Source organism: Planococcus sp. YIM B11945, from assembly GCF_050864155.1.
In the GTDB taxonomy this organism is placed as follows: domain Bacteria; phylum Bacillota; class Bacilli; order Bacillales_A; family Planococcaceae; genus Planococcus.
This window is the reverse complement of the sequence record NZ_JBOZWR010000002.1, coordinates 25,058-49,252: the sequence shown is the minus strand read 5'-3', so window position 1 is coordinate 49,252 and position 24,195 is coordinate 25,058. Positions and strand designations below refer to the sequence as shown.

Below are 24,195 nucleotides of genomic sequence, written 5' to 3'. Positions count from 1 at the left end.
ATTTATTGTGCACATTAAGACAATTGAACCGACTCCAAGCCCGAATACGATGAAAGTCATTATCGACCAGGAATTGCCGTTTGGCAAAAGCCACAACTACAACACCGGCAATTTGGACGGTGCCCCAAAAGAAATTCAAAAAATCATGGCAATCCAAGGTGTCAAAGGCGTTTATCACGTCGCGGATTTTTTGGCGGTTGAACGCGTCGCCAAATTCGACTGGGAAACGATTTTAGCTGAAGTCCGTCAAGTTTTTGGCGAAGACAACAATCATACAAACGAAGAAATTCAAATCGACGAGCATTTTGGAGAAGTGTACGTGCATGTACAGCAATTTAAAGGCATACCGCTGCAAGTGAAAGTATTCGACAACGCCACTGAGAAGCGCTTTGCGATGCCGGAGCGCTTCACAAAAGCAATGAGTGCGGTTATGGACCCAACAGAAGAAAACTACTTGTTGCAGCGCAAATGGGCAGATTATGGCGTCCGCTACGGCGAAAAAGAAGAAATCGGCCAAAGCGTCGTGGAAGAACTGGAAGCGGCTTATCCAGAGAGCCGGTTGAGTGGCATGTTGGAGAAAAACCATTCCGAGCATTCGGAGACGATTCAGCGCGGGCGAAAAGTGTCAGCCGAAGAATTTGACGTGCCGGATTGGGAAACGCGCTTCCAGCTGCTTGAACAAATGAACGAAGGCGAACTCGACGATTTGCCGCTGTTATCAAAAGCGCTGGATGATGAAAAAATGTCCATCCGCCGGCAAGCGACGATTTTCCTTGGCGATATCAAAGACAAGGCGGTCGTTCCATATATGGAACGGGCGATGAAAGACAAAAGCTGGGCCGTCCGAAGAACCGCCGGGGACGCGATCAGCGATCTTGGATTCCTGGAATTCGAACCGGTCATGATGGAAACGCTGAAAGACAAAAACAAGCTGGTCCGCTGGAGAGCAGCCATGTTTTTGTACGAAACCGGTACCGACGCTTCGCTGCCGGCTTTAAAAGCGGCACAAGATGATCCGGAATTTGAAGTGAAACTGCAAATAAAAATGGCGATTGCCCGCATCGAACAAGGCGAAGACGCAAAAGGCTCGGTCTGGAAACAAATGACCGAAGCCCGCCAAGCGATGAAAGAAGAATAAACCACAAAGCCAGCGGGCGAACCGCTGGCTTTGTTTTTGGGAAAAATAAAAAACAATAGGTTTCTCCGGATGCAGAAAGAGGTAAACTTCCATAAACCCATATTCACGATCCATGGCAGCAACAAGAAAGAATCGGAGGTGCAACATTATGGAAGCGAATCTTTACAGCATCGAACTGCTTCATCAAGGAAAATACGAATCGTGGGATTTTAAAAACGAATCGGAGCGGGATTCATTTTTTAACATGATAAAAGAAAGATATGCAGGAAAAGAAATTCAAGACCGGAACAAAGTGGACGACGCTAAAATCGTGCAGTTGAGCGCGACTAACCTGCAAATCAAAGGAGAAAACGAAGTTTCCCAACATGTGCCGTTTGAATGGTATGATTATGATCTGTTCGGAGAAATGTTGAGTTTCATTAACGATGCCTACAATAAACAGAAAAAAAGCATTTCCTAATGTGAATTCCTGTGCAGTTTTCGTTTTAGCAGGAAATGGAGCCAACATTGCCGAATAAATCAAGTGAGAAGGAAAGGGGGGCTATAATGCCGAAGAAATTCAATGTGCTATATCATTTCAAGGACGGAGATACATGGGGCGGAGAAGAAGTAGATGTTCAGGTGGATGCCGAAGAAGTAGCTGACCTTTTCAAAACCAAATTTAGCGATCCCGAAATGGTATTGGTATCAGAGTCAACCAATGAAAAAAAGATAGTGAAAGATTTAAAATCGATCGAGCTGCTCTTTCGATGGTAAACGTTCTGCGGAACCTTCACTAAACTAAAAACCCCATCGCTTTAGCGATGGGGTTTTTAGTTTAATTAAAGTTAATAATTTTTCAATACATCATCGATCGAATGGTTGGAAACGAGTTGGACCGAGATGATTTGATTGACGTTTAGTACTGCATGCTTCATATGGTTGACAGTTTTTCCGCTTTTGAATTTCACGTCTTCCAACAAAATCGTTTCATTAAAATCAAGTTCTTTAATAAAATCATTGTCTTCTTTTCTCATGTCTTTTTTCGTGTAGAAATTGGCTTTTGAATAATTGATTGGCACCACTTCATCGGCTGTGGTTGCTTCACGTGTTTCTTCTTTGATTGTAAGAAGTTTCCCAAAGTAAATTCCGGCCGGGGTGATAAAAGACAACGAGTTGTCATTCCCAAAATCCCCTTCTAAAGCTATTCTCAATACGTTAATGGTTTCTTGCATATTTCCCAATTCCAGCATCTCCTTCCTGGTCTACGAAATTCTTTCATCTGGCCGCCAGCCCAAAAGGGCAAACGATCATCCTTACAGGTAATCGTTCCCTCAATTTGGACCATTTAAACGAAATGGAAAACTAGGGACACCATGTAAAACTGTTTTGTATAACTTTGTCTAGAACTAAAGTCTAAATAGATTATGCTTTAGAAATAATTGAATATATAATTTTCTCGAAGAGGCTTTTTGAGGACTGTGCCAAAAGTTCTAATGGCAATTATTAAAAAAACTTATAAATGGTCACGATTATGCTTATAAAAGTAAAATGACCTGAAAATGAAAGCGGGTAAAAAGAATCAGGATAAAATGACAAATGACTAGGAATTTATGAAAAGTTAAATATATTTATATAATTATTAGTCCAATATATGCGTTTCTATGACAAAAAAGTATGTTAATCTATAATTATTGTTAAGGGGGTAGTCACGTGAAAATTACGATCGATGGAAAAATGCTTAGTGCAACAAGGAGCTATTTGATTGCACGAGAAATCATTAGAGAAACGGAAATTGAACATCCTTTGGACGTTGAAGAGTTTCTAAAAGAATATACATATGAAGAATGTGAAAAATCAATCGTTCTTCGTCCTCCACATGTTGAGGGTATACATATCTCGCTATTAAAGTCATCTTAATGGCGGTGAAATAAATGAATAAAAAATAAAGGCCTGTATAGAATTCACTTCTATGCAGGTTTTTCGTATGTATAAAATTCTGAAGCTGCTGTTTTTAGTTTTGGATAAGAAAAGACCGTAAAGGCAAATGGAATTAATAGAAGAAACCCAAATTTAAAACGAATTAGTAGGAATAAGCACTGGAGGTGGGTTAGAATAACAGAGAAGAAATGCTAGCAAGCAAACTCAGTAATCCAATGAAAGAAGGCGAAACCATGAACGCTTATGACGAGTACATGAAAGGCATCGTAGCTCCGATGCGCGAGCAATTAACAAATGAAGGATTCAAAGAATTAAAGACGGCTGAAGAAGTCAATGAACATATGAGTGAAACAGAAGGCGTTAGCCTGGTTGTCATCAATTCCGTCTGCGGCTGCGCGGCAGGGCTTGCACGCCCGGCAGTGATCGATGCACTTAAACAAACGGATGCAAAACCTGACCACCTGGTGACGGTATTTGCCGGGCAAGACAAAGAAGCGACAGCGCAGATGCGCAATTATTTTGAAGAAATTCCGCCATCTTCTCCGTCTGTAGCGGTGTTAAAAGACGGCCAATTGGCTTATTTTATTCCGCGCGAACAGATTGAAGGCTATCCGCTTGAACAAATCCGCGACCATTTAGCTCAAGTGCTGGAGCGGGTTTCGGAATAATGGCCACCGTTGTAACTACGGCTTATCGGCCAACTGCAAAAACCGAGGCGCAAGCTGCACGTATTTCTATTGAACTCGGTATTCCGTTTGTGCGGCGCAACAAACAAGCTGTCGGCAAATTGCACGAAGCGTTTAACGCCGATGTGTTGGTAGCTGCAAAAGAACGCCTTGAATTTTATCCCTTGGGTAAAATCGAGCCGTTCTTTTTTCATCCAAATTCTTCTGCGTTTCGCACCAAACGGCCGCTGGAACAAGATCCGCTTATCGAAATCTCAGGTCTTCAGCCGGGCGACCGTTTTCTGGACTGCACGCTTGGCATGGCTTCAGATGCTATCGTGGCATCGCAGCGAGTTGGAGAACGGGGAAGTGTAATTGGCTGTGAAGCACACGCTATCATAGCTTATGTAATTCAAAACGGTTTAGCGCAGTACGGTGCAATGCCTCATTTAACGGAAGCGATGAAGCGCATCCAGGTGATCGGTGGGATTGCGGAGGATTATTTGGCAGCTTTGCCTGACAACTCGGCGGATGTTGTTTACATGGATCCCATGTTTACAGAAGAGATAACAGAAGCCTCGAATTTTTCGCCGATCCGGGCTGCAGCAAACTATGGACAGTTGACCGAGCGATGGGTAGCGGAAGCAAGACGGGTCGCCCGGAAAAGTGTCGTCTTGAAAGCCCATTTCCGTTCTCAGGATTTTGAGCGGTTTGGTTTTGAGCGGCGCGTGCGCCCAAATACGAAATTTCATTATGGGGCCATTAAAGCCAACAAAAAAAACTTCCTGTAAAGGAAGTTTTTGTGCATTAACGCATTAATCTGTAAAGTTTAATGAAACCAAGTATGCAAGCATGCCCAGCATACCTAGGCCGATCAATAATGAAGTATCCAAGAAAATTTCCTCCTTTTTCGAAAAAGCAGAGCTAAATGAATAACTTTATTGTACAATGAATTACAAGAAGAAGAAACCTTTAGCGTAGAAATTCGTCTAAAATAGCAGTGTAAATTTCGAAAATGTTCATAAATGAGGGTGATTAGATGAAAAGCTGGTGGACAAAATCATTAATGGTTGGAGTTGCCGTTTTAACATTAGGCGCCATTACACCGAACCATACCATTTGGGAAACACTTCTTGATGAAAAAGGAACGCCTAAATCCCATGAATCCGGCAACGAATATAAAGATTATACATATGAATGGGTAGACCCGAGCGAGTTTTACGATACCGGTCAGACGGCCTTAAATCTTTTGCATACGCTGGCCGAAGAACAAGCCTATGTGAAATTCGGTTCCCGGATTGGCCCGGTGATCGAAAATGAATTCCAAACGGCGATATTGCCGAATATCCAACAAGCGATTGATATGCACTTATCCGGTCTTGGCCGCGAGAAATTAAACAAATTAGCAATCAGTGAACGGCCGGCCGGCGATTATTCAGAAAAGATTTTTCACATTTTCGACACCGAAACTAATAAAGATGCGATCCGCTTTCATGTAAGAACCGAAAAAAAGCCGATGGAAGGCTATTACTTTAATTTTCATTACCACTTGGCAGAAGATCAATTCCAAAAGCACTTTGCTATTGGAGATATTTACTGGTCGAAAGACACTCCTCCAAAATGGCTATCCTGAAACCGTTATGTTTATAACGGTTTTTTTATTTGATTTTTTGTTATGATAAAACAATAATGGAGGCGAATTTGATGAAACAGTATTTAGATCTTTGTCAGCATATTTTACATAATGGCGCCAAAAAAGAAGACCGTACGGGAACCGGAACGTTAAGTGTCTTCGGGTATCAAATGCGCTATAACTTAAACGATGGGTTTCCGTTAATGACTACCAAAAAAACAGCGTTCCGTTTGATTGTTTCGGAATTGTTGTGGTTTATTAAAGGTGACACCAATGTTCGGGCGCTTCTTGCGGAAAACAACCACATTTGGGACGAGTGGGCATTTGCCCAGTGGATCGAAAGCGAAGACTACATCGGCCCGGATATGGCGGATTTCGGCAGACGTGCACAAGAAGATGAAGAGTTTGCGGAAATCTATCAACAACAAATGAAACTATTCCAAGAGAAGATTTTAAGCGACAATGAATTTGCCGAAAAATACGGCGACCTTGGACCCGTATACGGCAAGCAATGGCGCTCGTGGTCTACAACAACGGGAGGGACGATCGACCAATTAAAAAACGTCATCGAAGCCATCAAAACCAATCCGGATTCCAGACGCCATTTGGTAACGGCGTGGAACCCGGAATTTGTTGATGATATGGCGCTGCCGCCTTGCCACACCATGTTCCAATTTTATGTGGCTGACGGCAAATTATCGTGCCAGTTGTACCAAAGAAGCGCCGACGTATTTTTAGGCGTGCCTTTCAATATCGCTTCCTATGCACTTTTGACGCATTTGGTCGCGCGCGAATGCGGCCTCGGGGTGGGCGAGTTTGTTCACACGACTGGCGATACTCACCTTTACACGAACCATTTGGATCAAGTGCAAGAGCAATTGGCGCGAAAGCCGAAGCCATTGCCGACGCTGAAAATCAACGAAGAAGTTTCTTCGATTTTTGACCTATCAGTAGCGGACATTACAGTTGAAGGCTATGATCCGCACCCGAGGATTAAAGCACCTGTTGCAGTTTAAGGAGGAAGTTGAATGATTTCGTTAATGGTCGCGCACGATCCGAACCGGGTCATCGGCAAAGACAACCAATTGCCGTGGCACATACCGGAGGATTTGGCTTATTTTAAAAAACATACCATCGGCAAAGGTATGGTAATGGGACGCAATACGTTTGAATCGATTGGCCGCCCGTTGCCGAAGCGCCGCAATATTGTCGTCACCCGAAATACCAGCTACCGGGCAGACGGAGCTGATGTGGTCCATACGATTGAAGAAGCGGTAAAGCTGGCAGAAGAAATGCACGAAGAAGTGATGGTCATAGGCGGCGAACAGATTTTCCGCTATGTGCTGCCGCACGCTGACCGCTTGTATATTACGCTGATCCAAAAACCGTTTGACGGCGATACCTTTTTCCCGGAATATGGAAGCGAATGGGAGCTTGTTTCCGAATCAGAAGAATTTGATTCCAATGGCATTCCGTTTTCTTATTTGGTCTACGACCGCCGGAAAAATAGCTAATAGACGACTTAACTTAAAAACCGCTTCAGTTGCGGTTATTGGACAAAATTTTTAAAATAGAGTATGGAAGAAAAGGAAGTGATGTCATGTCGAAGATACACATTGTAACGGATTCAACAGCTGATTTAAAAGATGAGGTCAGCAGCCGCTATAATTTGCATGTAGTGCCGCTGACGATTCAAATTGAAGGGAAAACGTATTTGGACCGGGTAGACTTGGAACCTGAATCGTTTTTAGAGTTGATGAAAAATGCTTCGGAACTGCCAAAAAGTTCGCAGCCGGCGCCTGGAGTATTCAAGGAATTGTACGATGAATTAGGGAAAAACGGCGACAAGGTCTTGTCCATTCATATGACGGGCGGCATGAGCGGGACGGTCGAGTCTGCCCGAACGGCCGCGGAATTGACAGAGACCGACGTAACGGTCATCGATTCCCGCTATATTACCCATGCGTTAAGTTTCCAAGTAATAGAAGCTGCCACTATGGCTCAAGCCGGCAAATCCCTTGAAGAAATCATCGCCAAACTAGATGATATTCGTGAAAAGACCAAATTGTTTGTCGTGGTCGATACCCTCGAGAATCTGGTGAAAGGCGGCCGCATCGGCAAAGGGCGTGCCATGCTTGGATCGTTTTTAAAGATCAAGCCCATCGCTTCATTGGATAATGGCGAATATACGCCGGTCGCAAAAGCGAGAAGCCATAAACAGGTGGTTCAGTATTTAATGAATGAATTTACGGAAAAAACGGCCGGCAAAACCGTCAAAGGAATTGGCATTGCGCATGCAGGCGGCTGGGCAATGGCTGATCCGCTTCGCGAACAATTAAAGGCAGCTGGGCACGAAAACATAAAATTCGATTTCACCACACCGATTATAACTACGCATACCGGAAGCGGAGCAATCGGTTTTATGTATTATACGGATTAACTAAAACCATTCAACGAGTAAAGGCTTTGTTTGCATTCGTCTATTCCAGCACGGAAACAAAACAAAGCCGCAGCAAAAAGGAGAGACTGATTTGAAACGCATCCTGTTTATTGCAGTTTTGGCCATGGGTATATTAACTGGATGCAGCTCTTCTTTCATTTTTGGCAATGATGAGGCAGAACCGAGAGTTCCGTCATCCTTTAGCAGTTACCACATTCCTCCGAATTTTATTCCTCAAGCGCTTCATGTAACGGCAATCGGCGATTCACTGTCGCAAGGTGTTGGAGATGAAGAAAATTTAGGCGGTTATGTGGGCAGGCTGTCTTCGGAAATGAACAATTGGCCCGGCGTGCGCGGGACGGCCATTGAAAACACAGCAAAACGAGGGCGTCGAAGCGATCAATTGTTGGCCATGTTTCAGCAAGGGGAATTGACCGGGCCGGTGGCCGAAGCGGATTATGTGATGATGACAATTGGTGGAAATGACATCATGCGAATTGTGAAACGGGATTTGTTTTCATTGAATACTCAAGCATTTGCCGATGAACTGGTATTGTATGAAAATCGCTACCAAAACATTTTCTCATCCATCCGTGCCATTAATCCGACCGTCCCGATTGTGGTGCTTGGCATATATAATCCGTTTTCGTTAATCACGCGGGACGTGCAGGAATTTGATGATATTGTGGCTTCTTACAATGAAGCAATGGAAGAAGTAGCTGAACAAGATCCGCAAGCTTGTTTTGTGCCGGTCAGCGATTTGTTTATCGGCAACGAAAACTTGGTTTACCATACGGATTTTTTTCATCCGAACAGTAAAGGCTACGAACTGATGACCAGCCGTATTCTCGATAGCATGGAAGCGTGCGGATTCAACTATCAATCATAAAGGGGTGGCGCAATGAAAAAATGGCGGCTTGCTTTTTTTGCACTGCTGGCGGTTAATTTGCTGGCATTAATCGGCTTTTTTTTCTATGTAACCACGCCGGCAAACAGCTACAGCGTGTTTGGAGCAGGGCAAAGAGATCAAATAGAAGGAAATTCCTTAACGGTACGGACAACAAAAGAAGATTTTGAAGGCATCGCCAATACGTATATCCAGCGGGAAATGGCGGATCAACCGATTCCATTGACGCTTTCCATCGACGAAGAAGTCAATTTGTCCACTCAACTGACGGTTTTTTCACAAACTTTGCCCATTTTGTTGAAATTCGATCCGTTTGTTCAAGAAGATGGCAATTTATTGCTCAAACAGCAATCGGTGGAAATCGGCATGCTGGCTATTCCACCTGAATCTGCGTTAAAGTTATTAAGAGATTCGGTGAAACTTCCGGAATTTATGGAAGTGCGGCCGGCACAAGAAGAGATTCTTCTCCGGCTGACCGATATCCCGCTTGAAGAAGGCATTTTTGTTCGTGCCGAGTCGTTCAATCTGAAAGAAAACGATATTCGGCTAGAAGTGATAATCCAACCTTAAGGATGTGTGAGAACATGAATACTGAAAAAGCGACATTTGCAGGCGGCTGTTTCTGGTGCATGGTCAAGCCGTTTGATACGCTGCCGGGCATCGAAAAAGTAGTCAGCGGCTATACGGGCGGCGATTTGCCGAATCCTACTTATGAACAGGTGTGTTCGAACGCTACGGGACATGTGGAAGCGGTGCAAATCACATTCCAGCCCGACATTTTTCCATATGAAAAAATGCTGGATGTCTTTTGGACCCAAATCGATCCGACAGATGATGGCGGCCAATTTTTTGACCGGGGATCGTCATACGCGACTGCCATTTTCTATCATACGGAAGAACAGCGGTTGGCAGCAGAAAAATCCAAGCAAGATATGGACAATTCCGGAAAGTTTGCCAAACCGGTAGCAACCAAAATTCTTGAAGCGAAGCCGTTTTATTTGGCAGAAGAATACCATCAGGATTACTATAAGAAAAACCCTGCTCATTACAACCGGTATTCAGTTGGTTCAGGAAGAGCAGGATTTATCGAAAAGAACTGGGGTGGGGCACAATGAAAGAAGAGTTAAAAGAAAAGTTAACGCCGATGCAATACCATGTGACTCAAGAAAACGGCACTGAGCCGCCTTTCCAAGGCGAATACGACCAGCATTTTGAAGACGGGATTTACGTGGATATCGTTTCCGGTAAACCATTATTCAGCTCAAAAGACAAATTTGATGCACATTGCGGCTGGCCAAGTTTTTCGAAGCCGCTAGAAACTGCAGAGGTGAAAGAAAACCTCGACACGAGCCACGGGATGCGGCGCACTGAAGTGCGTTCGGCAACCGCAGATTCCCATTTGGGGCATTTGTTCCCGGACGGGCCATCATCGCTCGGAGGCTTGCGTTATTGCATCAATTCAGCGTCGCTTCGTTTTGTTCCAAAAGATCAATTGGATGCAGAAGGCTTATCCGAATACAAACAATTGTTTGAATAACCAATGGCCCGGACTATTGTCCGGGTTTTTATTCGCATAAGAAAGGAGTTTTTTATGGATCGTTCATTTTATCATTTTGCATTAAATTACCGCGGCAAACTTCATGCGGATGATTTTTCCCGTTTTGCGGATGCCATGTTTTTGGATCCGAGTTTTCCGAAAGCATCCAAAGATTTTGAAATGCTCTCACGCTACATCGAAGAAAAAGCCCATCCTGTCATGAAAGCTTCCACATTCGATGAAATGTGGCAAGATTATCAAGGGCAAATAGGCTAGTCATTGCACTAAAGGTTAAAAAACAGTATGATAATATCGACTAAAATAAAGTGAGGTTTTTAAATGAGCGTTCATATCAATGCAAAAAAAGGCGAAATCGCCGACACAATTCTACTTCCTGGAGATCCGCTTCGCGCGAAATATATCGCGGAAACGTTTTTGGAAGATGTAACGTGCTACAACGAAGTGCGCAATATGTTCGGATACACAGGTACATACAAAGGCAAACGCATTTCAGTTCAAGGGACAGGCATGGGAGTACCATCTATTTCCATCTACGTAACTGAATTGATGCAGGAGTACGATGTGCAAAAATTAATCCGCGTCGGCACTTGCGGTTCAATCCACAAAGACGTGCAATTGCGCGATGTTATCATCGCTCAAAGCGCTTCTACAAACTCGAAAATGAATGAATTCATTTTCAACGGAGTGTCATACGCGCCAACAGCTGATTTCGATCTATTGTTGAAAGCATACAATGCAGGAATTGAAAAAGGCTTGAAATTGCGTGTCGGAAACGTGTTTACAGAAGACGTGTTCTACAACGAATTTGCTGAACATGAAAAATGGGCACAATACGGCGTTCTTGGCCTTGAAATGGAATCTGCTGCACTTTACACATTAGCTGCCAAATTCGGCCGCCAGGCGTTGTCTATTCTTACTGTGAGCGATCATTTGCTGACTGGTGAAGTAACAACTGCTGAAGAGCGCCAAACAACATTCAACGACATGATCGTAGTCGCTTTGGATGCAGCTATTCAATAAACTTAAAAAAGACTGTCCAGACAGTCTTTTTCTTTTAATGCCCAGCCTTTTGATAAGACCCATACAGCTATAAGAGGCAATATGAAAGTGGTGAAAGAAATGGATGAAAAGCGTCCTGATGAAAATCAGGGACAAATTCCGCCGGTAGAAGAAACGCCTTCCGCCTTTATTCGGATGAAGACGTTCTCTTTTATTATGCTGGTATTTACCGTCATACTCGTGACGGCCGGGGTTACAGTTTTCGCATTGACTTTTGGGGACGATAAAGCGGTTGTGGTCAATTCGCCGGAACGGCAAGAATTCCAAAAGCTTTATGCTGCATATGATGAGTTGGAAACGAAATATTACGAGGACTTTGAAAGCGATGAATTGATCAATGGAGCCATCAACGGCATGATTGAAGCGCTTGGCGACCCTTATTCCGATTATATGAATGAGGAAGAAGCGGCTCAATTTAACGAAGGCATTTCTTCAAGCTTTCAAGGGATTGGAGCAGAAGTGCAGGAACGTGACGGTTATGTAGGTGTCGTTTCCCCGATTAAAAATTCTCCAGCAGAAGCAGCGGGTATTTTGCCGAACGACTTGATCATTGCGGTTGACGGCAAAAGCATCCAAGGTTTTAGCTCTTCTGAAGCGGTTATGCTGATTCGCGGGGAAAAAGGGACAAAAGTCAAATTAACCATTCAGCGCGGTGAAAAATCGGAGCCGATTGATATAGAGATCGTTCGAGACGAAATCCCGATTGAGACGGTTTATGCAGAAATGCAAAAAGATAAAGTAGCACATATCCAAATTACAAGCTTCTCCGAAAATACGTACGAAGAATTGCTGTCAGCTATCGAAGATATGGAAAAAGAAGGCATGAAATCCATGGTTCTTGATGTGCGGCAAAATCCAGGTGGCTTGTTGAAATCTGCACTTGATATTTCAAACCTTTTTGTTGAAGAAGGAAAAAATTTATTTGAAGTGCAGGAAAAAGGCCAAGAACCTGAAGTTTACAAAGCTTCGGGCGGAGACAAAGTCAAAGTTCCGGTTGTTTTGTTGATTGACGGAGGCAGTGCTTCCGCTTCTGAGATATTGGCCGGGGCGATGAGCGAATCTGCAAACGTACAGTTGATTGGCGAAAAATCGTTCGGTAAAGGCACTGTGCAAACCGCAAGCGATATGAAGGACGGTTCTAACTTGAAATTCACGACAGCCAAATGGCTAACGCCTGAAGGCAACTGGATTCATGAAAAAGGAATCGAGCCGGATGTGAAAGTCGCTTATCCGGAATACGCATCCTTGCCAGTTCTTGATTCATCTGTTGAACTGAAAGAAGGCACCATTTCCGAACAAGTGCAGACGGCTGAAAAAATGTTGAAAGCACTTGGCTATAAAGTCGGCAAAGAAGACGGTGTTTTTGAAGAAGAGTTAAAAGCAGCTGTTGAAAAGTTCCAGGAAGACGAAGAGTTGGAAAAGACGGGCACATTAACTGGCGACAGTTCGTTTGCGGTCATGAACGCTCTTCGTGAAAAGATCGAAAAAGATGATCCGATGCTTATCGAAGCGAATAAAGTCGTTTCCAAGCAAGCCGGAACGGACAAAGCTTCTGAAGAAGATAAGAAAGAATAACGAGAAGGTCCGCATATGCGGGCCTTTTCTTACGATGCAAGAAAGAAAGGTGATTGGATGAAAGACGTATATTTGCTAAGCGGATTTTTAGGAAGCGGGAAAACGACGCTTTTGACAAACGTGATCAAACAAGTGAAGCAAGCGGGGCTAAAGCCAGCTGTTTTCATGAATGAACTTGGGAAACTGGCATTTGACTCAGAGGCAGTGGAAGGCGAAGTGCCGCTAAAAGAATTGCTTGATGGCTGCATTTGCTGTTCGGGTTCCGAAAAATCCGAAGCGCAAATCCAAACGCTTTTAGCCGAAGAGGATTTTGATGTTTTGTTAATCGAAACGACAGGAGCAGCGCATCCCGTAGAAGCGCTGGATGCTATTTTTTCTCCGTTATTTGCAGAGCGATTGAATTTTAAAGGAATCGTCACGGTAGCGGACAGCAAACGCTGGCAAGACCGCAATCAACTGCCTCCGCAAATCCGTTCACTGTTTTTGGAACAAATCCGCCATGCCGACTTAGTGTTGGCAAACAAAATGGATTTGCTGACCGACGGCGAGCAAGGGCAGACGGTCTACGAAATCCAATCGCTCAACCCCACGGCGCAAATCATCCAAACGGTCAATTCGAAAGTTCCGTTCAAAGCGCTCCAAAACATTTCGGCCCGGCAATACGGGGAAACAAAAGCAGCTCCGGCTGCCAAATTGAATTTGAACACAAAAGTGCTGCAATTTGAACAACCGGTCAAAAGAGAACGGTTTGAAGAATGGCTGCGTTCGATGCCGGAAACGGTTTACCGCATCAAGGGCTATGTGCCGCTTGAAGGAGACCGCTTTCCTCATGCTTTCCAATTTGCTTACGGCATGGCGCAGTGGCTGCCGGAATACATGAAGATGCAGACGCAAATTGTGGTCATCGGGGAAGGCATTGAAGGAGTCGAGCTGCCATGATCGAATCGTTCAAGCGGCTATGGCCGAAAAGAGCTGCTATTGATATAATTTCCAGTATGGAAGAGTTGGAAACGTACATTCTTATTGAACTGAATGACGAACTGACGCATCCTCGCGTCCGGAAATCCAAACAGGAAAAACTGGCACTTGCCCTTGCCCGCATCGAACAGTCGGAGTTGGCGGATGAAGAAAAAATGCAGCTCAAGGCGCTATACGAAAAGATGGCAGATCGTTCTTAAAACCATTCTAATTGTTCACCATTTAGGCACTTCTAAGGGTTTACGGGCAAAATAAAAGAGGAATAGAGCCGTAATACGAGAATTAACTATAAAACAGTTTTCTTTTTTTGCAACAGCATACTACCACTAAAGGAGCTGGAAGCGATGAGTATGGAATCGATAAAAGGGTCAAGCATGGTAATCAAAATGACACGTGCACTGATGAATGAAGGCTGGTCGTTCATTCCAAACGAAGCTGATGTGATTGTTCGGGCAGAAAACAAAAAAACAGGTGAAGCCATTTCCTTTCCTTCAGTCGGCAACTTAAAAACTTGGCTATACGAAAAAGCGCTAAGCTATTAATCAAATGTAGTGGATCATAAAAAAAGGCCGCAAATTCAAACGAATTTGCGGCCTTTTATATTTCATCGAAGGGCAATCTTTTTTTGAATGCTTAACAGGCGAAGCGAAAGCGTAAAGGCCCCCGCCGTCAGTCCGGCAATCAAACCGATCCAAAAAGCGAACGGGCCAAAATCAGTGGTGTTGGACAGCAAATAGCCAACCGGCAACCCGATGACCCAATATGAAATCAGCGCCATGACAAACGTGATATTGACGTCCTTGTAGCCGCGAAGCGCTCCTTGGACAGGGGCTTGGATGGCATCTGACACTTGGAAAAGTGCAGCGAACACAAGGAACTGTGCTGTCAAGTTTATTACTGCCGGGTCGGATGAATACAGCGCCGCTATAGAATCGCGCATAAAATACAAGATGCTGGCCGACGCGAAACTGAAGAGAATGGCCGAACCAACCGCGATCCAGCTGTACTGCTTGGCGTCATGAAAGCGCTGTGCTCCCACTTCATAGCCGACTAAAATGGTCGCGCCCATCGAAATGCTGAGCGGCAGCATATAAAGCAATGACGTGAAGTTGAGGGCGATTTGATGGGCAGAAATGGTGTTTGTGCCGTATTCGCTCATCATAAACGTGACAGCGGAAAAAATGCTCGTTTCTGCAAAAATGGAAATGCCGATCGGCACGCCAATCATGCTGATTTCTTTGATGCGCCGGAAGGAAGGGCGCGGCCATTTCCGGAAAATCTGAAAGGCATTAAACGGTTTTTGAGTGTGGATGATGACGACGGCAATCGCTAAAATGATCCAGTAAGTTAAAGCAGAAGCATAACCGGCCCCTGCACCGCCAAGTTCCGGAAACCCGAAATTCCCAAAAATCAGCAAGTAATTGAAGAATACATTGATTGGCGCAGACATCAACGAAATCACCATCGAGATACGCGTTGAACCCAGTGCATCAATATAAGAGCGTAGAGCATTGTAGACAAATAAAGGGATAAGGCCGAGGCTCATGGCGAAAATGTAATCGTGGGCGACAGCCGCGACAGCCGGTTCCAACGAGATAAAACTGAGCAGAAATTCGATGCCGAAAAAGAAAAAGGCAAAAACCACAAGAGCCAGCATAATGGCGAGATAAATGCCTTGCTGTACCGATTCTTTCACGTCATCTTTTTTCTTAGCGCCCATTAATTGTGCTACAATGGGGGTGATGGACAATAATATACCGGCGAGGCCGATATAAACAGGCATCCAAAAAGAAGAGCCGATTGAAACGCCGGCTAAGTCGGTGGTACTGTATCGGGCAGTCATGTAAATGTCAAAAAAAGTGACCAAGTACATGGCGACTTGGGTGACCAGAATCGGAAAGACGATTTTTAACAGTAAGTTCATTTTTCCTTTTTTTGTAGCGGTTTCGTACATAGTCCATCCTCCAGTATTTCAACATTCAAACAAACAAAAATAAGTATAGCATAGAAAACTGCTGGTTGAAGAATGCTTCAGCGGGATCGGTTATAAAGAGAATTTTTATCAAGAGAGAGTAGGGCAGGAAATGAAAAAAGGCACGATTTTATTAACTGGAGGCGGGACAGCAGGACACGTTTCGTTAAACCAGGCATTAATACCGGAATTGAAACTATTAGATTACGACGTTCACTATATTGGTTCCAAAAATGGAATTGAAAAAGAATTGATTTCGGACGCTTTTCCGGAAGTTCCGTATCACGGCATTGCCAGCGGAAAACTTCGCCGCTATTTTTCCATGAAGAATTTCTCTGATCCATTACGGGTAGGCGCAGGACTTATGCAGGCTCTGGCCGTTATGCGAAAAATCAAGCCAACGGCGATTTTCTCAAAAGGCGGCTTTGTTTCTGTACCGGTAGCAATGGCAGGGAAAATGTTGTCCATTCCCGTTATTATCCACGAATCGGATGTAACTCCGGGATTAGCCAATAAAATTGCCATGCCGTTTGCCGACCACATTTTCACGGTTTTTAAAGAAACACTCAAATACGTGCCAAGCGAAAAATCCACGTGCACAGGTTCAGTTATCCGCAGCGAACTGATGGATGGTTCTGCCGTAAAGGGCAGAGAAATTTGCCGTTTTGACAACGATTTGCCTGTTTTGATGATAATGGGAGGCAGCCAAGGATCTTCCGTCATCAACGAAGCGATTCGGACAAATCTTCAAGCGCTATTGGCGCAATTCAACATTATCCATTTGTGCGGCAAAGGGAATTTGGATGAATCCCTAAACGTGTTTCAAAATTATTGCCAATTTGAATACGTGACAACCGAACTTTCGCATTTATTGCACATGACGGATTTTGTCGTATCGCGCGCGGGGTCAAATTCCATTTTTGAATTTTTGGCATTGAAAAAACCGATGCTGCTAATTCCGTTATCAAAATTGAAAAGCCGCGGCGATCAATTGCTGAATGCGGAATTGTTCCGAAAGCAAGGATTTGCTCACGTTGTCGAAGAAGAAGACCTGACGCCTGAACGCTTTTTGCAGGCAATGAAGCAGCTTCGGGCAGACGAAGAACTGCTTGTTGAAAACATGACTGCGGCAGAACCGCCAAAAACCGCTTACGAAATGGCGAGGCTTGTCATTGCGCATACAAAGAACCAAGGAATATAATCTTGAGCAATAGATTGCAGATGCAGCTTACAAAAGAGGTGAAAGGCAATGGAAATAATTCTTCATAAAGTACACGGCTCTATGAACCTGTTTTATTTGGTCGATGGGCCGGAACGCACCGACTACGATCAGTTGGCCTTGCGTTTGTCGGCACTTGATCCAGTAGCAGATGGTTTATTGGTCGTTTTGCCATCAAATGCGGCAAACGCCAAAATGAGGGTTTTTAACCGGGACGGTTCGGAAGCATCCATGTGCGGCAATGGCCTTCGCTGCGTCGCCCGCTATGTTTGTGAGCGGGACGGAATCGAAGAAGGCGTGATTGAAACGATGAAAGCCGCTTTGAAAGTGAAAAAAGAAACGACCTTGCAAGACGGCATTGCGCGCTATGCAGTGGAAATTTCACCGGTGTCGTTTCAACTAAGCGATTTGCCAATGGCATACGAAAACAACGAGCAATGGCTGTTAAAACCATTGCCGTTTATCTCTGAGGAAATTCCGTTTTCAGCGGTTGCAGTACCGAATCCTCACTTGATCGGCATTGTTCCGGCTGAATACCAAACCGATTCCAGCCATCAGCAAAAATGGGCCGAATTGTTTAATAGGGAAAACCCGTATTTCGCAGACGGGGTCAATGTCAGTTATGTGACCCCCGCAGCAGAAGGCATTTTCGTCAAAACGTTTGAACGTGGTGTCGGCTTTACCAATGCGTGCGGTACGGCCATGACGGCTTCTGCTTTGATCAGCTGCCTGAGCGGAGTCGTCCCTTTCGGCAACGTCTATGTGTATAATCCCGGCGGCATGGTCCAATGTTATGTCGAGAAGAAAGAAAGCGGCTTTGAGCTGCTGCTGACGGGCAATGCCACGTTTTTGTCGGTCCATGAGTTTGATTGGAAAGAAGAAATCGATCAAAGCGAATTTTTGGCAGCAAAAGAAACAGAAGAACAGCTGCTGTATGAGAAATTCATTGAACAAACATCTTCAGTTTCAGATATATTTGTTTGACAGAAAAGAGAGATGCTAATGTTAGGGCCATTTACTAAACAACAACTGGATATTCTCTATGGAGATGTGGAAGACTTAGTGTATTTCATGAAACAAACAGCAGATACGTTCTCATATGTCTATGTGAATCCTGCATGTGGACCGGTTTTTCAAAAACAATTGGTTGGAACGACTGTTGACGAAAGCATGCCGCCCTTGCTTGCCCACGACATAAAAAAACATTACAAAATTGCACTTGATTCCGGCCATCTCCACACGTATCGAGACCACAGCTTATTCAGCGAATTTACAGCTGCCATCGAAACCGACGTAAAACCTTTATGCTACAACGATGAACAATTTATTCTAGCGGTTTCGAAAAACGTCACCAAACAAAAAAAGATTGAGGAAGATTATTTGTTCTATCAATCTCTTATCGTAAATTCGGTAGACCCGATGATTATGATCACTGCTGATTATAAAGTTTTTGATATGAATCCGGCTTATGAGTATACATTCGGCCTTCGAAAAGACGAGTGGGTGGGCCGTTCTGCACGGGAACTCCCACTTATCGACCGGCAATCGTTTGAAGCAATTCGGCAAACGTTGGAAGTTTATGAACCGAAGCGCACCTCGTCGTCTGTCATTTCCCGGAAAAAAGGCGATGGAACGATGGGGAAATTTTCAGCCAGTTATTCACCAATTAGCCAAGATGGTGTAGTCCGCGCTTATCATATTATTCTTCGTGAACTGACCAATGAACTTCAGCTGAAAGAAGAACTCAAAAAAGCCGAAAATATTTTAAACAGCTACAAAGAAGCGTTGAATTTTGCGGCGCTTGTAGCCATTTGGAAGCCTTCAGGCGCCATCCATTTTATTAACGATAATTTCAAAGGAACCACTGGCTATGAAAAAGAAGAATTGCTCGGCATGAACATTTCGGAAATCGGCCAGTCAATGATTTCAAATGGACAATTTAATGACATTCGTGAGGTAGTCATGAAAGGCGAAATTTGGCGAGGAGAACTGAAGTGTTCGAATAAAACCGGGGGTGATTTTTGGGTGGATAGCACTATCATTCCACTAATGGAATCAGAAGGATCTGTCGGCCAATTGCTGTCAATCATGTTCGATATCACGGACAGAAAAAGGCTTGAAGAACAGCTGCATTTCATGGCGTATCATGACAGCTTGACCAATTTGCCGAACCGCCGTTTCATGGTGCAGGAATTCAGCCGAATGAAAACCGCTGCGGATGAAAAAGGGGAATGGATTGCGCTGCTTTTTTTAGACGGCGACAATTTCAAAGAAGTCAACGATCAATACGGGCATGATATCGGTGATGAGTTTATTCACCAGTTCAGCAACGCTATAAAAATGGCCATACGAAAAGACGATCTAGCTGCACGTGTGGGCGGCGACGAGTTTTTGATTGCGCTGCCGAGCATTAACTCAACAACAGGAGAAGAACAGATTCTCTCAATAATCGATCGCATAAAAGCGGAATTGAAAAAGGGCTGGAAAATAGCAGATGTGCATTTTTCACCGACCACTTCAATCGGTGCAGCCATTTATCCGGCAGATGCACAAAATTTGGAAGACTTAGTTAAAAAAGCGGATCATGCGTTGTACGCAGCGAAAACAAAGGGCAAAAATTTCGTTTGCTTTTATTCTGAAGACGGGATGGAAGAAAAGTAAAATCCAGTTTCTCCGTCCTTTCTCATCATGAAAGCGCTTTAGTTGCCGTTATGTGAATATTTTCACGAAAAAGCATTGTTTTTTCTACTGGAAGTAGTAAGATTGAAATGGAAATTTGTTCTTCCATTGTTGTAGCGCCTTCTGCTTTATGTATAGCGGGATGCATGATAAAATAGAGAAGACTTATATAGTTAAAAATGCCAATAGGCAAAAATAGTTGGAGGTTTTTTTTATGTCTAGCAAGTTTTCAGATGCAAACTCCCCATGGAGTTCCATTACTGGCCCCAACCTTGGATATGTAATGGAAATGTATGACATTTATCAGGAATCTCCGGAATTGATTGATCCGGAATTTGCTGAGCTTTTCAGACAATATGGATCACCACTTGAAATAACTGAACAGCCTGCCACAACTTCCACTGTACCGGCTGTAGCTCCGAACAATTTTGCCAAAGTTTTGGCGGCGGTCCAACTTGCAGACGCAATCCGTTCACATGGCCATTTTGCTTCGGACATCTATCCTTTGAATGACCGTCCGAAAGATGCGTCGCGTTTGGAACCTTCAGCCTATGGAATTACGGAGCAGGATTTAAAAGATGTGCCCGTATCGATTCTTTTGCCAGACGCTCCGAGCGAAATCAAAAACGGATTAGAAGCCATTACGTATTTGCGTTCGATTTATACCGACAAAGTTGCTTATGAATTTGCACACATCGTGCAGCCGCAGGAGCGCAGCTGGATTCAATCGAAAATTGAATCTGGGCAAGTGAAGCCTGCACTGGATGCAGACAAGAAAAAAGAACTTTTGAATCTTTTGACGCATGTTGAAGGGTTTGAGAAATTTATACACCGTACATTTGTCGGGCAAAAACGTTTTTCAATTGAAGGACTTGATACGCTGGTCGTTTTGATTGATGAACTCGTTCGCATGTCTGAATCCGAAGGTACGGAGAACATCATGATCGGGATGGCGCATCGCGGTCGTTTAAATGTGCTTACTCACGTATTGAACAAACCGTATGAAATGATGTTTGCTGGATTCGCGCATGTCGGCGACAAAGCTTTCCTTCCCGAAGACGGTTCGTTGAAAATTACCAAAGGCTGGTTCGGCGATGTGAAATACCATATGGGTGCGGCTTACACTTCGCCTCAAACGGGAACCACTATCAAACTCGCTTATAACCCTTCCCATTTGGAAGTTGTCAGCCCGGTCGTTGCCGGACAAACCCGCGCAGCGCAAGAATTGACCAACCAAAAAGGCGTGGCGCCGATTGATTCGAAGAAAGCGTATGCGATTCTGATTCACGGAGACGCGGCTTTCCCGGGGCAAGGCGTTGTAACGGAAACACTGAATTTCAGCCGAATCCGCGGTTACCAAACTGGCGGATCCGTCCACATTATCGCCAACAACATGATTGGGTTTACGACTGAACAATACGATTCGCGTTCTACTTATTATTCTTCAGATCCAGCAAAAGGCTATGAAATTCCAGTCATCCACGTCAATGCAGATGATCCGGAATCGGTAGTAGCTGTTGCTCGCTTGGCGTTTGAATACCGCGAGAAATTCGGCAAAGACATTTTGATCGATTTGATCGGCTATCGCCGCTACGGCCATAACGAAATGGATGAGCCGCTGGTTACGAACCCCTTGATGTACCATGGCATTCACAAGCACTTAACGGTTCGTGAATTGTACGGGCAGCAATTGGCAGCTGAAAATATCCTTTCAGAAGAAGACGTAAAAGCGCTGGATGCGGATACGCAAAAAGAAATGCAAGCGGCTTATGACCGAGTGAAAGAAAACAGCTCGGATGACCACGCAAGCAGCACGATTCCTGAAGCCGTTTTAAACGGATTCCCGGAAGTGCCGACTGGCGTCGACAAAGCCGTGTTAACGAAAATGAACGAAGAATTGCTGACTTGGCCATCTGACTTTAGCGTGTTCTCGAAATTGGCGCGCATTTTGAAACGCCGCGAAGAACCGTTTGCCGGAAAAGGCAAAATCGACTGGGCGCATGCTGAAACTTTGGCATTTGGCGCCATCTTGCAAGACGGCAACCCGATCCGCTTAACCGGACAAGATGCGCAGCGCGGAACGTTCGCTCACCGCCATCTTGTGCTGCACGACGACAAAACCGGAGCAGAACTAGTGCCGCTTCACCATATTTCAGATGCGAAGGCATCGTTTGTGGTTTACAACAGCCCGTTAAGCGAAGCAGCTATTCTTGGCTATGAATATGGCTATAACGTTGAAAATGAAAAAGCGCTCGTCATTTGGGAAGCACAATACGGCGACTTTGCAAACATGGCTCAAATGATGTTTGACCAGTTTATTTCTGCCAGCTATTCCAAATGGGGCCAAAAATCCGGATTGGTCATGCTATTGCCGCATGCTTATGAAGGGCAAGGGCCGGAGCACTCAAGCGCACGCTTGGAACGCTACTTGCAAATGGGCGGCGAAAACAACTGGACAGTAGCCAATGTCTCAAGTGCAGCCAACTATTTCCACATTCTTCGCCGACAAGCGAAAATGCTTGGAGAAGAGGGAATTCGTCCATTGATCATCGTAACGCCGAAATCATTGCTTCGCCATCCATTGGTCGGAGCGGATGTAGAAGATTTGACTGAAGGCCATTTCGAAACGGTTCTAGAACAGCCGGGAATGGGCAATGAAACAGAAAAAGTTGAACGCATCCTTTTCGCAAGCGGAAAAATGGCAATCGACTTGGCTGAGCGAGTTAAAGACGGCGCTGGCTATGAGTGGGCGCATATCGTCCGCGTTGAACAGCTATATCCATTCCCAGAAGAAAAAATCCAAGCGATTGTGGATCGTTATCCTAATGCCAAAGAATTGGCTTGGGTTCAAGAAGAACCGCAAAACATGGGGGCATGGACATTCGCTGAACCGTATTTGCGCGAAATCGCAAACGGCAAACCAGTGGAATACCACGGCCGCATCAAGCGTTCAAGCCCAGCTGAAGGCGACGGCGAAGCCCACAAAGCAGAACAAGCGCGGATCATCGATGGAGCATTGGCTCAAGCATAAATAGAAAAACTGCGCATAGCCGGGAGCAATTCCGGCTATGCATCAGTGAGAACCATTCAGACTTTTGCACTCAGGTGTTTTCCTGCTTTTTAGCGGGGAAACAGCGGGTGTGGAAGTGTGTTAACCTAAGGAGGAATTTTTTGTGGCAGAAATTAAAGTACCTGAATTAGCGGAATCGATTACAGAAGGAACGATCGCTCAGTGGTTAAAGCAACCAGGCGAAACAGTTGAAAAAGGCGAATTCATCGTTGAACTGGAAACAGATAAAGTAAACGTTGAAGTCATTTCAGAAGAAGCAGGTGTTGTACAAGAACACTTGGCACAAGAAGGCGACACGGTAGAAGTTGGGCAAGTTATTGCCATCGTTGGTTCAGGCTCAGGATCTGCACCTAGTTCAGCTCCGGCACCCGAAGCTCCAACTGCTAAAGCAACAGCTACGACAGCTACAGCCCCAACAACAATGGAACCTGTTGGAAAAGATCCTGCAGTCGAAGAACAAACATCTTCTGACCGCACAATTGCAAGCCCAGCAGCCCGCAAATTAGCGCGCGAAAAAGGCATCGACCTTGCAGCGATTTCACCAGTTGACCCAATGGGCCGCGTCCGCGTGCAAGACGTAGAAGCTCACGGTTCAAAACCGGCGGCTGCAAGTACTCCTGCAAAAACTGAGGCGCCAAAAGCTGCTGCTCCTTCTTCGGATGAAGAAAACGGCCGCATTGTCCGCGAAAAAATGTCAAGACGCCGCCAAACCATTGCGAAACGTTTGTTGGAAGTAAAGCAAGCAACAGCGATGTTGACAACGTTCAACGAAATTGACATGACCAATGTAATGGCACTTCGCAGCCGCAAAAAAGACAAATTCCAACAAGACCATGACGGAACGCGCCTCGGCTTTATGTCGTTCTTCACAAAAGCCGTTACTGCTGCTCTTAAAAAATACCCATACGTAAACGCTGAACTTGATGGCACTGATGTCTTGCTAAAACAGTTCTACGATGTAGGTGTTGCCGTTTCAACAGAAGAAGGCTTGGTAGTGCCAATCGTTCGCGATACTGACAAGAAAAACTTCGCTGAAATTGAAGCAAGCATCGCAGATCTTGCTAAAAAAGCGCGCGACAAAAAATTGTCAATCGCTGACATGACAGGCGGTTCATTCACGATCACTAACGGTGGTGTATTTGGATCTTTAATGTCTACACCGATTTTGAATGGCACACAAGTTGGAATCTTGGGCATGCACACAATCCAAAAACGTCCCGTTGCGATTGGAGATTCAATCGAAATCCGTCCGATGATGTATGTGGCGCTTTCATACGACCACCGCGTTATTGATGGCAGCGATTCAGTTGGCTTCTTGAAAATGGTGAAAGAATTAATCGAAAACCCAGAAGACTTGCTTCTTGAGTCTTAAGAATTAAATT

At 44.7% G+C, this 24,195-nt stretch carries 27 protein-coding genes; 25 read left to right on the top strand and 2 right to left on the bottom strand.

Annotated features, from left to right (window positions below; all coding sequences use genetic code 11):
- Nucleotides 1-7: 7 nt before the first annotated feature.
- The 3 genes from ACRRQV_RS03825 to ACRRQV_RS03815 all read left to right on the top strand — a co-directional run bounded on the left by ACRRQV_RS03825 (nt 8) and on the right by ACRRQV_RS03815 (nt 1,894).
- Nucleotides 8-1,138, top strand: a complete 1,131-nt coding sequence (locus ACRRQV_RS03825) for a conserved virulence factor C family protein (RefSeq protein WP_432527856.1) — start codon at nt 8-10, stop codon at nt 1,136-1,138.
- Nucleotides 1,139-1,286: 148 nt separating this feature from the next.
- Entirely contained in the window at nt 1,287-1,598 is a 312-nt protein-coding gene (locus ACRRQV_RS03820; protein ID WP_432527854.1) for a hypothetical protein, read from the top strand.
- Between the two features lie 86 nt (nt 1,599-1,684).
- Nucleotides 1,685-1,894 (top strand): hypothetical protein, encoded by a 210-nt coding sequence (locus ACRRQV_RS03815; protein WP_432527852.1) that lies wholly within the window; start codon nt 1,685-1,687, stop codon nt 1,892-1,894.
- A gap of 71 nt (nt 1,895-1,965) precedes the next feature.
- On the opposite strand, the gene ACRRQV_RS03810 is transcribed toward ACRRQV_RS03815, so the two are convergent.
- A complete protein-coding gene (locus ACRRQV_RS03810; RefSeq protein WP_432527850.1) occupies nt 1,966-2,361 on the bottom strand; it encodes a hypothetical protein in 396 nt (131 codons plus the stop codon).
- Between the two features lie 469 nt (nt 2,362-2,830).
- Between ACRRQV_RS03810 and ACRRQV_RS03805 the strand changes: the two genes are divergently transcribed.
- The 17 genes from ACRRQV_RS03805 to ACRRQV_RS03725 all read left to right on the top strand — a co-directional run bounded on the left by ACRRQV_RS03805 (nt 2,831) and on the right by ACRRQV_RS03725 (nt 14,415).
- Nucleotides 2,831-3,037 carry a hypothetical protein gene (locus ACRRQV_RS03805; RefSeq protein WP_432527848.1) on the top strand — a complete coding sequence of 69 codons (207 nt, stop codon included), beginning with the start codon at nt 2,831-2,833 and terminating at the stop codon, nt 3,035-3,037.
- Between the two features lie 254 nt (nt 3,038-3,291).
- The gene (locus tag ACRRQV_RS03800; RefSeq protein WP_432528175.1) at nt 3,292-3,726 is read left to right on the top strand and encodes a BrxA/BrxB family bacilliredoxin; all 435 of its coding nucleotides are present in this window, start codon (nt 3,292-3,294) and stop codon (nt 3,724-3,726) included.
- The gene (locus ACRRQV_RS03795) at nt 3,726-4,514 is read left to right on the top strand and encodes a class I SAM-dependent methyltransferase (RefSeq protein ID WP_432527846.1); all 789 of its coding nucleotides are present in this window, start codon (nt 3,726-3,728) and stop codon (nt 4,512-4,514) included. The genes ACRRQV_RS03800 and ACRRQV_RS03795 overlap by 1 nt, the downstream gene beginning before the upstream one ends.
- Before the next feature lie 248 nt (nt 4,515-4,762).
- On the top strand, nt 4,763-5,356 hold the full coding sequence (locus tag ACRRQV_RS03790; RefSeq protein WP_432527844.1) for a YpjP family protein: 594 nt from the start codon (nt 4,763-4,765) through the stop codon (nt 5,354-5,356).
- Nucleotides 5,357-5,427: 71 nt separating this feature from the next.
- A complete protein-coding gene (locus ACRRQV_RS03785; RefSeq protein WP_432527842.1) occupies nt 5,428-6,372 on the top strand; it encodes a thymidylate synthase in 945 nt (314 codons plus the stop codon).
- A 12-nt stretch (nt 6,373-6,384) separates the two neighbouring features.
- A complete protein-coding gene (locus ACRRQV_RS03780; protein ID WP_432527840.1) occupies nt 6,385-6,870 on the top strand; it encodes a dihydrofolate reductase in 486 nt (161 codons plus the stop codon).
- Nucleotides 6,871-6,956: 86 nt separating this feature from the next.
- Nucleotides 6,957-7,796, top strand: a complete 840-nt coding sequence (locus ACRRQV_RS03775) for a DegV family protein (RefSeq protein WP_432527838.1) — start codon at nt 6,957-6,959, stop codon at nt 7,794-7,796.
- 91 nt (nt 7,797-7,887) lie between these two features.
- Entirely contained in the window at nt 7,888-8,685 is a 798-nt protein-coding gene (locus tag ACRRQV_RS03770; protein WP_432527836.1) for a GDSL-type esterase/lipase family protein, read from the top strand.
- Nucleotides 8,686-8,697: 12 nt separating this feature from the next.
- Nucleotides 8,698-9,273 carry a YpmS family protein gene (locus ACRRQV_RS03765; RefSeq protein WP_432527834.1) on the top strand — a complete coding sequence of 192 codons (576 nt, stop codon included), beginning with the start codon at nt 8,698-8,700 and terminating at the stop codon, nt 9,271-9,273.
- 14 nt (nt 9,274-9,287) lie between these two features.
- Nucleotides 9,288-9,818: a peptide-methionine (S)-S-oxide reductase MsrA gene (gene msrA, locus ACRRQV_RS03760; protein WP_432527832.1), complete on the top strand. Its 531-nt coding sequence runs from the start codon at nt 9,288-9,290 to the stop codon at nt 9,816-9,818.
- A complete protein-coding gene (gene msrB / locus ACRRQV_RS03755; RefSeq protein ID WP_432527830.1) occupies nt 9,815-10,240 on the top strand; it encodes a peptide-methionine (R)-S-oxide reductase MsrB in 426 nt (141 codons plus the stop codon). Before msrA ends, msrB begins: the two co-directional genes overlap by 4 nt.
- Before the next feature lie 54 nt (nt 10,241-10,294).
- On the top strand, nt 10,295-10,516 hold the full coding sequence (locus tag ACRRQV_RS03750) for a YozE family protein (RefSeq protein WP_432527828.1): 222 nt from the start codon (nt 10,295-10,297) through the stop codon (nt 10,514-10,516).
- Nucleotides 10,517-10,579: 63 nt separating this feature from the next.
- Nucleotides 10,580-11,281, top strand: a complete 702-nt coding sequence (gene deoD / locus ACRRQV_RS03745; protein WP_432527826.1) for a purine-nucleoside phosphorylase — start codon at nt 10,580-10,582, stop codon at nt 11,279-11,281.
- A 99-nt stretch (nt 11,282-11,380) separates the two neighbouring features.
- Nucleotides 11,381-12,895 carry a S41 family peptidase gene (locus ACRRQV_RS03740; protein WP_432528173.1) on the top strand — a complete coding sequence of 505 codons (1,515 nt, stop codon included), beginning with the start codon at nt 11,381-11,383 and terminating at the stop codon, nt 12,893-12,895.
- A 57-nt stretch (nt 12,896-12,952) separates the two neighbouring features.
- Nucleotides 12,953-13,834 (top strand): CobW family GTP-binding protein, encoded by an 882-nt coding sequence (locus ACRRQV_RS03735; protein ID WP_432527824.1) that lies wholly within the window; start codon nt 12,953-12,955, stop codon nt 13,832-13,834.
- Nucleotides 13,831-14,073 (top strand): hypothetical protein, encoded by a 243-nt coding sequence (locus tag ACRRQV_RS03730; protein ID WP_432527822.1) that lies wholly within the window; start codon nt 13,831-13,833, stop codon nt 14,071-14,073. The genes ACRRQV_RS03735 and ACRRQV_RS03730 overlap by 4 nt, the downstream gene beginning before the upstream one ends.
- A 144-nt stretch (nt 14,074-14,217) precedes the next feature.
- Nucleotides 14,218-14,415 (top strand): hypothetical protein, encoded by a 198-nt coding sequence (locus tag ACRRQV_RS03725; RefSeq protein WP_432527820.1) that lies wholly within the window; start codon nt 14,218-14,220, stop codon nt 14,413-14,415.
- Nucleotides 14,416-14,477: 62 nt separating this feature from the next.
- Here the strand turns inward: ACRRQV_RS03725 and ACRRQV_RS03720 are convergent, their stop codons facing one another.
- On the bottom strand, nt 14,478-15,827 hold the full coding sequence (locus ACRRQV_RS03720; RefSeq protein ID WP_432527818.1) for an MATE family efflux transporter: 1,350 nt from the start codon (nt 15,825-15,827) through the stop codon (nt 14,478-14,480).
- A gap of 130 nt (nt 15,828-15,957) precedes the next feature.
- On the opposite strand from ACRRQV_RS03720, the gene ACRRQV_RS03715 reads away from it, so the two are divergent.
- The 5 genes from ACRRQV_RS03715 to odhB all read left to right on the top strand — a co-directional run bounded on the left by ACRRQV_RS03715 (nt 15,958) and on the right by odhB (nt 24,185).
- Nucleotides 15,958-17,046 carry an undecaprenyldiphospho-muramoylpentapeptide beta-N-acetylglucosaminyltransferase gene (locus tag ACRRQV_RS03715; protein ID WP_432527816.1) on the top strand — a complete coding sequence of 363 codons (1,089 nt, stop codon included), beginning with the start codon at nt 15,958-15,960 and terminating at the stop codon, nt 17,044-17,046.
- A 48-nt stretch (nt 17,047-17,094) separates the two neighbouring features.
- Nucleotides 17,095-18,048, top strand: a complete 954-nt coding sequence (gene dapF, locus ACRRQV_RS03710) for a diaminopimelate epimerase (RefSeq protein WP_432527814.1) — start codon at nt 17,095-17,097, stop codon at nt 18,046-18,048.
- A gap of 18 nt (nt 18,049-18,066) precedes the next feature.
- Nucleotides 18,067-19,725 (top strand): sensor domain-containing diguanylate cyclase, encoded by a 1,659-nt coding sequence (locus ACRRQV_RS03705; protein ID WP_432527812.1) that lies wholly within the window; start codon nt 18,067-18,069, stop codon nt 19,723-19,725.
- A gap of 232 nt (nt 19,726-19,957) precedes the next feature.
- On the top strand, nt 19,958-22,774 hold the full coding sequence (locus ACRRQV_RS03700) for a 2-oxoglutarate dehydrogenase E1 component (RefSeq protein WP_432527810.1): 2,817 nt from the start codon (nt 19,958-19,960) through the stop codon (nt 22,772-22,774).
- A 142-nt stretch (nt 22,775-22,916) separates the two neighbouring features.
- Complete coding sequence (odhB, locus tag ACRRQV_RS03695; RefSeq protein ID WP_432527808.1) at nt 22,917-24,185, top strand: 2-oxoglutarate dehydrogenase complex dihydrolipoyllysine-residue succinyltransferase; 1,269 nt, start codon at nt 22,917-22,919, stop codon at nt 24,183-24,185.
- Nucleotides 24,186-24,195: the final 10 nt, after the last annotated feature.

Coding starts and splice junctions, on each gene's coding strand:
- msrA (WP_432527832.1), top strand. CDS start 9,288: ATGAATACTGAAAAAGCGACATTTGCAGGCGGCTGTTTCTGGTGCATG.
- ACRRQV_RS03785 (WP_432527842.1), top strand. CDS start 5,428: ATGAAACAGTATTTAGATCTTTGTCAGCATATTTTACATAATGGCGCC.
- ACRRQV_RS03800 (WP_432528175.1), top strand. CDS start 3,292: ATGAACGCTTATGACGAGTACATGAAAGGCATCGTAGCTCCGATGCGC.
- ACRRQV_RS03735 (WP_432527824.1), top strand. CDS start 12,953: ATGAAAGACGTATATTTGCTAAGCGGATTTTTAGGAAGCGGGAAAACG.
- ACRRQV_RS03715 (WP_432527816.1), top strand. CDS start 15,958: ATGAAAAAAGGCACGATTTTATTAACTGGAGGCGGGACAGCAGGACAC.
- ACRRQV_RS03705 (WP_432527812.1), top strand. CDS start 18,067: ATGTTAGGGCCATTTACTAAACAACAACTGGATATTCTCTATGGAGAT.
- deoD (WP_432527826.1), top strand. CDS start 10,580: ATGAGCGTTCATATCAATGCAAAAAAAGGCGAAATCGCCGACACAATT.
- ACRRQV_RS03765 (WP_432527834.1), top strand. CDS start 8,698: ATGAAAAAATGGCGGCTTGCTTTTTTTGCACTGCTGGCGGTTAATTTG.
- ACRRQV_RS03780 (WP_432527840.1), top strand. CDS start 6,385: ATGATTTCGTTAATGGTCGCGCACGATCCGAACCGGGTCATCGGCAAA.
- ACRRQV_RS03740 (WP_432528173.1), top strand. CDS start 11,381: ATGGATGAAAAGCGTCCTGATGAAAATCAGGGACAAATTCCGCCGGTA.
- ACRRQV_RS03795 (WP_432527846.1), top strand. CDS start 3,726: ATGGCCACCGTTGTAACTACGGCTTATCGGCCAACTGCAAAAACCGAG.
- ACRRQV_RS03725 (WP_432527820.1), top strand. CDS start 14,218: ATGAGTATGGAATCGATAAAAGGGTCAAGCATGGTAATCAAAATGACA.
- msrB (WP_432527830.1), top strand. CDS start 9,815: ATGAAAGAAGAGTTAAAAGAAAAGTTAACGCCGATGCAATACCATGTG.
- ACRRQV_RS03815 (WP_432527852.1), top strand. CDS start 1,685: ATGCCGAAGAAATTCAATGTGCTATATCATTTCAAGGACGGAGATACA.
- ACRRQV_RS03730 (WP_432527822.1), top strand. CDS start 13,831: ATGATCGAATCGTTCAAGCGGCTATGGCCGAAAAGAGCTGCTATTGAT.
- ACRRQV_RS03775 (WP_432527838.1), top strand. CDS start 6,957: ATGTCGAAGATACACATTGTAACGGATTCAACAGCTGATTTAAAAGAT.
- ACRRQV_RS03750 (WP_432527828.1), top strand. CDS start 10,295: ATGGATCGTTCATTTTATCATTTTGCATTAAATTACCGCGGCAAACTT.
- ACRRQV_RS03820 (WP_432527854.1), top strand. CDS start 1,287: ATGGAAGCGAATCTTTACAGCATCGAACTGCTTCATCAAGGAAAATAC.
- ACRRQV_RS03720 (WP_432527818.1), bottom strand. CDS start 15,827: ATGTACGAAACCGCTACAAAAAAAGGAAAAATGAACTTACTGTTAAAA.
- ACRRQV_RS03700 (WP_432527810.1), top strand. CDS start 19,958: ATGTCTAGCAAGTTTTCAGATGCAAACTCCCCATGGAGTTCCATTACT.
- dapF (WP_432527814.1), top strand. CDS start 17,095: ATGGAAATAATTCTTCATAAAGTACACGGCTCTATGAACCTGTTTTAT.
- ACRRQV_RS03790 (WP_432527844.1), top strand. CDS start 4,763: ATGAAAAGCTGGTGGACAAAATCATTAATGGTTGGAGTTGCCGTTTTA.